The sequence below is a fragment of the Sphingobacterium anhuiense genome, assembly GCF_042686355.1.
In the GTDB taxonomy this organism is placed as follows: domain Bacteria; phylum Bacteroidota; class Bacteroidia; order Sphingobacteriales; family Sphingobacteriaceae; genus Sphingobacterium; species Sphingobacterium anhuiense.
In genome coordinates, this window is sequence record NZ_JBHUPE010000016.1 from 1 (window position 1) to 8,899 (window position 8,899).

The 8,899-nt window shown below is 37.3% G+C and carries 7 protein-coding genes; 3 read left to right on the forward strand and 4 right to left on the reverse strand.

Annotated features, from left to right (window positions below; translation table 11 throughout):
• Window positions 1-528 precede the first annotated feature (528 nt).
• From ACFS6I_RS22945 to ACFS6I_RS22955, 3 genes are read right to left on the reverse strand one after another with little or no spacing between them, the layout of a single operon-like run.
• Window positions 529-1,254 carry an MIP/aquaporin family protein gene (locus tag ACFS6I_RS22945; protein WP_380924043.1) on the reverse strand — a complete coding sequence of 242 codons (726 nt, stop codon included), beginning with the start codon at window positions 1,252-1,254 and terminating at the stop codon, window positions 529-531.
• Window positions 1,255-1,264: 10 nt separating this feature from the next.
• Window positions 1,265-2,773 (reverse strand): glycerol kinase GlpK, encoded by a 1,509-nt coding sequence (gene glpK / locus ACFS6I_RS22950; RefSeq protein ID WP_380924044.1) that lies wholly within the window; start codon window positions 2,771-2,773, stop codon window positions 1,265-1,267.
• 18 nt (window positions 2,774-2,791) lie between these two features.
• A complete protein-coding gene (locus ACFS6I_RS22955) occupies window positions 2,792-4,366 on the reverse strand; it encodes a glycerol-3-phosphate dehydrogenase/oxidase (protein ID WP_380924046.1) in 1,575 nt (524 codons plus the stop codon).
• Window positions 4,367-4,892: 526 nt separating this feature from the next.
• On the opposite strand from ACFS6I_RS22955, the gene topA reads away from it, so the two are divergent.
• Genes topA through cmk form a run of 3 tightly spaced genes read left to right on the forward strand, consistent with a single transcriptional unit; the run spans window position 4,893 to window position 8,447 of the window.
• The gene (topA, locus tag ACFS6I_RS22960) at window positions 4,893-7,337 is read left to right on the forward strand and encodes a type I DNA topoisomerase (protein WP_380924048.1); all 2,445 of its coding nucleotides are present in this window, start codon (window positions 4,893-4,895) and stop codon (window positions 7,335-7,337) included.
• Window positions 7,338-7,342: 5 nt separating this feature from the next.
• Complete coding sequence (locus tag ACFS6I_RS22965; RefSeq protein ID WP_021191794.1) at window positions 7,343-7,756, forward strand: hypothetical protein; 414 nt, start codon at window positions 7,343-7,345, stop codon at window positions 7,754-7,756.
• A gap of 4 nt (window positions 7,757-7,760) precedes the next feature.
• Window positions 7,761-8,447 (forward strand): (d)CMP kinase, encoded by a 687-nt coding sequence (cmk, locus tag ACFS6I_RS22970; RefSeq protein WP_132842228.1) that lies wholly within the window; start codon window positions 7,761-7,763, stop codon window positions 8,445-8,447.
• A 14-nt stretch (window positions 8,448-8,461) separates the two neighbouring features.
• On the opposite strand, the gene ACFS6I_RS22975 is transcribed toward cmk, so the two are convergent.
• Entirely contained in the window at window positions 8,462-8,755 is a 294-nt protein-coding gene (locus ACFS6I_RS22975) for a hypothetical protein (RefSeq protein ID WP_380924051.1), read from the reverse strand.
• Between the last annotated feature and the right edge of the window lie 144 nt (window positions 8,756-8,899).

Genomic DNA, 8,899 nt, shown 5'->3' on the forward strand with positions numbered 1-8,899 from the left:
TAGGTCGGTGCCTTTTTTTATACAGAAGCCTTTGCTATACAGCAGAGGCTTTTTTGTGTTTATACCTTTTTTATGCTGAGAACATGGCTATTCCTGTTCTTTCGGTAACTTTTGCAGGTCCTTCATGCTCATCATTTAGCCTATTCAGCTTCTACATCCTCTTTCTATCGGACAATAATTTATAGCTGTATTTCTATCGTTTTTGATATCTAATTTTTTTAGGACTCTTATAATGCAATTGGTTACCTCTTATATACCGGTACTAGTTTTCTTTATCTTAAATACTTGGTTTGTGAATTGACTTTTTATTTCTTCGTTATCACTTAGCTAATCAGTTTTGTATGTAAAATATGATAGTCTATTTGAGATCGCATGATTTATTAGCAATAGGTTTCCTTTTATTATACTTGATAAAAAATAACCTAATCCAGTTTATTTACCTGGATTAGGTTATTCTTAATGCTTATTATGATATTTATGATAGAATATTGGATTTTCATTCTTTGAACGGAACAAATTTTAATCGTCTTAATTTATACATAGATAGATCAACGTGGCAAGAGTACTTCCTATAAGTGGACCGATTATAGGCACCCAGGCATAGGCTAGATTGAATGTTTTTTTATTCTTTATCGGTAATAAAGCATGTGTAATTCGTGGACCTATATCTCGGGCGGGGTTGATGGCGTACCCTGTTGTACCGCCTAAAGATAGCCCGATTACCCAAACAATAAAACTTACAGGTATAGCTCCTATAGTACCTAACCCAAAAGTTTGACCTTGCTGTGTCGTTGGTTCAGTGAAATGTAGAATGCAAAATATTAAGACAAAAGTACCTACAATTTCACTTACGATATTGATTTTAGGATTAAATATAGCAGGTCTTGTACAAAATACGGCTTCTTTAGCTCCTGCATCATCGGTTTGGCTGAAATGATCTTTGTACATCAACCAAACGACAAATGAACCAAACATAGCTCCTAAAATTTGCATTGCGATATACTGGAGTCCTAAAGTTAAGGTCATTTTATTCAATATTAAATTAGCAAGTGTAACGGCAGGATTAAGATGCGCACCGCTATATGGTCCAGCAATCGTTACTCCGGCGAATACAGCTAATGCCCAAGCTGTACTGATTACCATCCAACCTGAATTGTTCCCTTTAGTATCTTTTAGTACAACATTTGCGACAACTCCTCCTCCTAATAAAATGAGCACGGCTGTCCCAATAAATTCTGCGATTAGTACATTCATAATAACTGGCTTAAGCGTTAAGATCGTAGTTAGCCCAAAACTTGGTTGTCTCCACAGCGCGCTTCCATTCTCGCAAAGATTGTTCAATCGATGGATCTGGTGTTGGTGTAAATGTTCTATTTATTTGCCATTGTTTGGCTATTTCTTCGACACTAGACCAAAATCCAACCGCTAGACCGGCTAAATATGCTGCTCCAAGTGCTGTCGTTTCTGTCACTTCAGGACGTATGGTAATTGTATTGAGAAAGTTAGCCTGGGTTTGCATCAGAAAATTATTCGCACTGGCTCCGCCATCTACACGAAGTTCTTTGATTTCAATATTGGAATCAGACTGCATAGCAGTCAAAATATCTGTTATTTGAAATGCGATTCCTTCTAGCGCAGCCCTGGCAATATGAGCGACGTTGCTGCCCCTAGACAATCCTAATATCGTACCGCGTGCATAAGGATTCCAATGTGGCGCTCCTAAACCTGAAAAAGCCGGAACCATATAGACACCATCGCTGTCCGGTACACTTTCGGCTAATTTTTCTATTTCTGCAGAAGTTTTGATGATACCTAATTCATCTCTCAACCACTGCACAACAGCTCCCCCAATGAATACACTTCCTTCCAAAGCGTATGTTACCTTTCCTCCAATTCTCCAGGCGATCGTAGTGACTAAATTGTTATTCGAAAAAATTGGTTTTGAGCCAATGTTCATTAATAAGAAGCAACCTGTTCCATAAGTGTTTTTTGCCATTCCTTTTTGTGTGCACATTTGTCCAAAAAGGGCCGCTTGCTGGTCGCCGGCAATACCTGCAATAGGTACGCTGCTGGAAAGGATCTGACCCGAGGTATGTCCATATACTTCTGACGAGGAGGCTACTTTTGGAAGAATGCTTTCAGGTACGTTAAATATGGTCAGCAATTCTTTATCCCATGTTAAGGTTTGGATATTGTACAACATCGTTCTTGATGCATTGGACACATCGGTCACATGGACTGCTCCATCGGTTAAATTCCAAATAATCCAACTGTCTATGGTTCCAAAAGCGAGTTCTCCAACATTTGCTCTCTCTCTAGCACCTTTTACATGATCTAATATCCAGTTGATTTTAGATGCTGAAAAGTAGGCATCGATACGAAGGCCGGTTTTTTTCTGAATAGTATTGCCATGGCCTTGATTTTCGATCTGCTTACAATAGTCTGCTGTTCTTCGATCTTGCCATACAATAGCATTATAAATGGGTTCTCCGGTTTTTCTATCCCAAATAATAGTGGTTTCACGCTGGTTCGTAATTCCGATGGCTTTGATATGTTTTGGGGTGATCTTCATCTTGGCCATAACTTCTGTAAAAACTGAAAGTTGACTGGACCAAATCTCTTTAGGATCATGCTCAACCCAACCGGACTTTGGATAAATCTGCTTGAATTCTTTTTGTGCTATCGCCTCTATTTTTCCTGACTTCGAAAAGATGATTGCTCTTGAGCTAGTTGTGCCCTGGTCTAATGCTAAAATGTATTCTTTAGTACTCATAAGTGCGTCGTTAATGGGTTAGGAATCGTAAGTGTAGTTTTTACAAAGTGAAAGGAATTGTACAAGCTGCTCTTCTTCCCATGTTTTCGATTGCTCAAGCTCCTTGGCCATAATCTGAACAACTAAGGGAGCAGCCTCCATGGCTGCTTTTGCATCTAAAAACAGCATACGCATTCTTCTTGCTAAAACATCTTCCAGGCATCTTGCCATTTCATTTCTTACTGCCCACACGACTTCTGCCGCGATATTATCAAATTTGGGATGAAGTTTTTGCGACAAATTTGGATCCTTTTGTGCTAACTCTTGTATTAACTTTGCATCTGAACCATATATCTGCCAATGTCCTTGTTGTTTTTCTTTATGATAACCATGTATTTTTAAAGTTTTTGTAATACAAGGAGCGGTATTTAACTGTCCGATCTGAATGGCTTTGTTGACGGTATCTTCTGCCATTTTACGGTATGTAGTCCATTTTCCACCAGTAATAGTAATTAACCCCGATTTGCTACTGATCAGTTTATGATCCCGGGAGATTTCTTTTGTTGAGGCTGGATTACTTTCATCTGGTGCAGCTAGCGGTCGTAAACCTGCAAATACACTGAGTATATCTGATCGGGTAGGAGCAGGATTGAGGTAGTTTTTAGCCGTTTCCAAAATAAAATCTACTTCTTCTTCTAAAGGTCTTGGTTCAATAGTGTGAATATCTAAGGGCGTATCTGTCGTTCCTAATAGAATGTGGTCGTGCCATGGCACACCAAATAGCACACGTCCGTCATTAGTCTCCGGAATCATAAGGGCATCTTCTTCCCCTAAAAACTTTTTGTCAATGACAATATGTGTTCCCTGAGATGGCCTTACTAAATTCTTGTGGACAGGTGATTCCAGTTTTAATATATCATCAACAAATATTCCGGTAGCATTAATAACTGTTTTTGCTTTGACTTCGAAATTCTGGTTTGATTCTAAATCAGTAAATGAAACACCACAAACTTGACCGTTTGTATCTTTATGAATGGCATTCACATTGCAGTAGTTTAAGATTGTTGCATCAAGAGAACTTGCTGTCTGCGCTAGATTGATTGCAAATCGGGAGTCATCAAACTGACCATCATAGTAGATTATTCCGCCTTTTAGATTCTCCTGTTTGACAGCATGTAGTTTTGAAACAACCTGACTGCTGGATAAAAATCTAGAAGTTCCGATCCGGTAAGAACCGGCCATCCAATCATAAATTTTTAATCCAATCAGATATTTCCACTTACTGAAAAATGTATAACATGGGATAATAAAGCTTTGAATTTTAGCTAAGTGTGGTGCATTTTGGAAAATTAATCCTCTTTCATGCAATGCGGAATAGACAAGTTTAATATCTCCATTTGCGAGATACCGCACACCACCATGGACTAATTTCGTACTCCTACTTGAGGTTGCTTTTGCAAAATCATATTTTTCGAGTAATAATGTTTTAAATCCTCGAGAAGCCGCATCGACAGCGATACCAAGCCCAGTTGCCCCGCCTCCAATGATAACAATGTCCCATTTTGAAGTTTTATTTACGTTTTCTAGATTCGTCTTTCTTTTGAAATTGCTCATACAATGATATGATTTTGGATATTTTGTTTATCAAATGTTCACTTTTTCAGGTATATCTTTTATAAAGAAGGGCCTTACATTATAAACGAAATAGCTTGAAAGTTTGTTTTATTTATTTTTTAATTAGTATTTTGTTCTCCAAATTGTTTTTTACAAAGTCACCAACCGATTGGAGTTTGTTTTCTTGTCGTTAGGTAAACCAAGGTAATCTTTTCGTCAGCTATAACGATACTTATAACCATTTATTAGCTATATGGTTGTTGTCAATAATTGATGGCTCATACATTTGATGTACGATTTCATCCAATATAGATGTAATTTAAAGCGATACGTCTTTGGTATTATTAAAGCTTGTTTATTAAATTTCTACGGGTAAAAAACAGAATTTTATAAAAAAATATGAACCCTTGTTTTGGAATAAAACAAATGGTTATTTATTTTTTTTTCCTTAAATAATGTAAAAAAAGACTAAAAATATTGTCATTCGTTAAAGAAATGCCTTTATTTGCACAAATCTCAAATTTAAATGGCTAAAAATTTACTCATAGTAGAGTCTCCAGCGAAAGCGAAAACAATAGAAGGGTATTTAGGGAAGGACTTTTTGGTAAAGTCCAGTTACGGACATATTCGTGATTTGGTGAAGACCGATGATGCTATTGATACAGATAAAGATTTTCAACAAAAATATGAAGTGCCGAGTGATAAGAAGGCTGTTGTCAGTGAGTTAAAGAAGTTGGCTAAAGCTGCAGAAACAGTTTGGCTAGCATCCGATGAGGACCGCGAGGGGGAGGCTATATCGTGGCATTTATTTGAGACTTTAGGTTTAAAAGATGAGAGTACTAAGCGTATTGTATTTCATGAGATCACCAAACCTGCGATTTTAAAGGCTATTGAGAACCCACGTAAAATAGATTATAATTTAGTAAATGCACAGCAAGCCCGTCGTGTACTGGATCGTTTGGTAGGATTTGAGCTTTCACCTGTGTTATGGAAGAAAGTAAAACCATCGTTGTCCGCAGGACGTGTTCAATCGGTAGCAGTGCGTTTAATTGTAGACCGCGAGCGCGAGGTTATAAAATTTAATGCGGAAGCATCCTTTCGTATTGTGGCATTTTTCCATACTGGAAAAGTTAAAGATAGTTTTAAAGCTGAGCTGCCACAGCGTTTTGCAACAGAGTCTGAAGCAAAGCAGTTTTTAGAGGATTGTAAGACAGCGGAATTTGCTGTCAAGAGTTTGGAGACAAAACCTGCGAAAAGAGCTCCAGCAGCTCCGTTCACTACCTCAACGCTACAGCAGGAGGCTAGTCGTAAGCTAGGATTTTCTGTTGCACGTACTATGCAGGTTGCCCAACGCTTATATGAAGCTGGTCGCATTACCTATATGCGTACCGATTCTGTTAATTTAAGTGATACAGCAACAGAAGCTGCTGAGAAAGAAATTCGTTCTGCTTATGGTGATCGTTATCATAAGTTAAGAAAATATAAAACAAAAACTTCTGGAGCTCAAGAGGCCCACGAAGCCATTCGTCCAACTTATTTTTCTGAACATAGCATTGAAGGTGATGCAGCAGAAAAACGTTTGTACGATTTAATCTGGAAACGTGCTATTGCTTCTCAAATGAGTGAGGCAGAGTTCGAGAAAACATTAGCTAAAATTTCTATATCTACACGTAAGGAGGATTTATCTGCTTCAGGTGAGGTCATGAAGTTTGATGGATTCTTGAAAGTTTATTTTGAATCTACAGATGATGATCAAGATGTAACGAATGATGATGATAGCGATAACTCTTTGTTGCCACCTTTAGTAACAGGACAATCGGTCGTATTGAAAAGCATGAATGCGACAGAGCGTTTTACAAGACCTCCTGCTCGATATACAGAGGCTGCTTTGGTGAAGAAGTTGGAAGAATTGGGTATTGGTAGACCATCTACTTATGCGCCAACAATTTCTACGATTCAAAATCGCGGTTATGTAGTGAAAGAAGAAAGAGAAGGACGTTCACGTGATTATCGTGTATTGACTTTAGAAAATACGGAAATCTCTGCCGTTACTAAGACTGAAATTACTGGTGCTGAAAAAGGGAAAATGTTTCCAACAGATATCGGTATTGTCGTTAATGATTTCTTAGTTGAACATTTTAAAGGTATTGTAGATTTTAATTTCACGGCAAAAGTAGAAAAGGAATTTGATGAAATTGCACATGGTTTGACCGAATGGACAGATATGTTGCGTGAATTCTACGGACCTTTTCATTCAGAAGTACAGAATACGTTAGAAAATGCTGAACGTGCTAACAACGAACGTGAATTGGGTGTCGATCCTGTATCGGGTAAACCTGTATCTGTCCGTATTGGTAAGTTTGGTCCTTTGGTGCAGATTGGTGCACAGGATGATGAAGAGAAACCTCGTTTTGCATCTTTGAGAAAAGGACAAATGATCGAAACGATTACTTTTGAGGATGCTATGGAATTGTTTAAGCTTCCTAAGAAGGTTGGTATCTTTGAAGAAAAGGAAATGACTGTTGCCATTGGCCGTTTTGGACCTTATATCCGTCATGATTCTTCTTTTTATTCTTTACCAAAAGGTATTGACCCTCTTGATGTGACAGAAGAGGAGTGTATTCAAATCATCAAAGAAAAGAGACAAAAAGATATTGAAAAGGTTATTCGTGTTTTTGATGAAAATCCTGAAGCTCAAATTGAACAAGGACGTTGGGGACCGTTTATCCGTTTTGGAAAGCAGAATCTGAAAATCCCTAAAGGGACAGAAGTGGAGCAGATCACGTATGAAGATGTCTTGAAATGGGCGGAAGCTGATGCTCCTAAAGGGAAAGGAAAAGTAACCGCTAAAAAAGCTACTACTGCTAAGAAAGCTCCAGCTAAAAAGGCTACAACAGCTAAAAAAGCAACAGCGGTTAAAAAGACTGCAACGACAAAAAAAGCGGCTGTTAAAGCTACAAAAGATAAATAATTGAAATGAAAAAGGATTTACCTGAAAACATCGTTCAAAATATTACGATTGCTGTTGTTTTGGAGAGTGAAAGCCCGGAGTCAAAAGTTTGGAATGTCTATTTGATTAATGAAAAGAATCAGGAAATTCAAAATGTCTTGGTTACTTCAAAAGGTTATGGTGAAAAGGATGGTGCAAATGTGATCACAAGTACATTACGTCATTTTATCGGTAATGTTGCTCCGCATTCTTTCGAAAAAATCGAAGCTATTGATGAACAGGTATTCGGTTTAACAAATGAGTATTGGTTAAGTTTTTATATTGATAATATTATTTACGATAAGAAATACATCTTCTTACCTGAAAGCATTATAGAAGGGAATTTAATACTGGTTCCTTTAGTGAATAAGCTTGGGGTGATTATTGGGGGAATGAATTAGTTTTATGACAACAAGACATAACTTTATTATCGCTATTGATGGTTTTTCATCATGTGGTAAAAGCACCGTGGCAAAAGCACTGGCCAAAAAATTAAAATTTGTTTTCATTGACAGTGGTGCAATGTACCGTGCTGTAACACTTTATTTTCTGCGAGAGGGAATAGATATGAAGGATGATAAAGCGATAGCTGAGGCGTTGGAAAATATTCATATCGATTTCATTCCTAATGATGATAAAACTGAGATTCATCTTAATGATGAAGATATATCGGATGAAATCCGTCAGATGTATATTTCGGATATGGTGAGTGAAGTGAGTACAATAAAGGCTGTTCGTCAAGCCATGGTAAAACAGCAACAGAAATTAGGGCGTAGACGTAATATCGTGATGGATGGTCGCGATATAGGCACAACTGTATTTCCGGATGCAGATATGAAAATTTTTATGACAGCGGATCCGCAAGTACGTGCTAATCGACGTTATTTAGAATTGACCAATAAGGGAGAGCAGGTGACGATCGATGAAATTGTTAAGAATCTAGCACATCGCGATCATATTGATAGCACAAGGGAAGAAAGTCCTTTGCGTAAAGCGGAAGATGCCATTGTATTGGATAATTCTTATATGAGTCAAGAAGATCAATTGACATTTGTCATTGATGAATATACAAAAAGAAGAGCTTCCAAATAGGAAGCTCTTCTTTTTTATTTAATGCTATTGATTTGTTGTTGTTCTTTTAGTTTCGCAACATTGTTTTTCTCTCCAAATTCTTCTGTTTTTTCCTGGAAAGAATCTAATAGTTGACGGATTGCATCTGAATTGTCTGCTGTACGTTGAAAAATATCCGGCAGAATCTTTTCTAGATTTTGGTCTCCAAGTTCGATATTATCCACCTCGATTTTTCCAATTTTTTCTAATACGGCTTGCTGACTTTTTCTTACATCTTCTAATTCTCTGGAAATTTTTTCCATCAATTCAAATTTCTTCAATTTATCCATATTATATAAAATTTAGTGATCAATTACTATATATAACGTATAAAGTGGTCAAAATGTTTTAAATAAAAAAGGGTTGCTCATTTGCAGTGCCCCCAAAAAGTTAGACACTTTCTGGGGGCATTTTTATGAATAAGAAAAACAAGC

Excerpts from the sequence above, each read along its gene's own strand:
- topA (WP_380924048.1), top strand. The coding sequence starts at position 4,893 with ATGGCTAAAAATTTACTCATAGTAGAGTCTCCAGCGAAAGCGAAAACA.
- cmk (WP_132842228.1), top strand. The coding sequence starts at position 7,761 with ATGACAACAAGACATAACTTTATTATCGCTATTGATGGTTTTTCATCA.
- ACFS6I_RS22975 (WP_380924051.1), bottom strand. The coding sequence starts at position 8,755 with ATGGATAAATTGAAGAAATTTGAATTGATGGAAAAAATTTCCAGAGAA.
- ACFS6I_RS22955 (WP_380924046.1), bottom strand. The coding sequence starts at position 4,366 with ATGAGCAATTTCAAAAGAAAGACGAATCTAGAAAACGTAAATAAAACT.
- glpK (WP_380924044.1), bottom strand. The coding sequence starts at position 2,773 with ATGAGTACTAAAGAATACATTTTAGCATTAGACCAGGGCACAACTAGC.
- ACFS6I_RS22965 (WP_021191794.1), top strand. The coding sequence starts at position 7,343 with ATGAAAAAGGATTTACCTGAAAACATCGTTCAAAATATTACGATTGCT.
- ACFS6I_RS22945 (WP_380924043.1), bottom strand. The coding sequence starts at position 1,254 with ATGAATGTACTAATCGCAGAATTTATTGGGACAGCCGTGCTCATTTTA.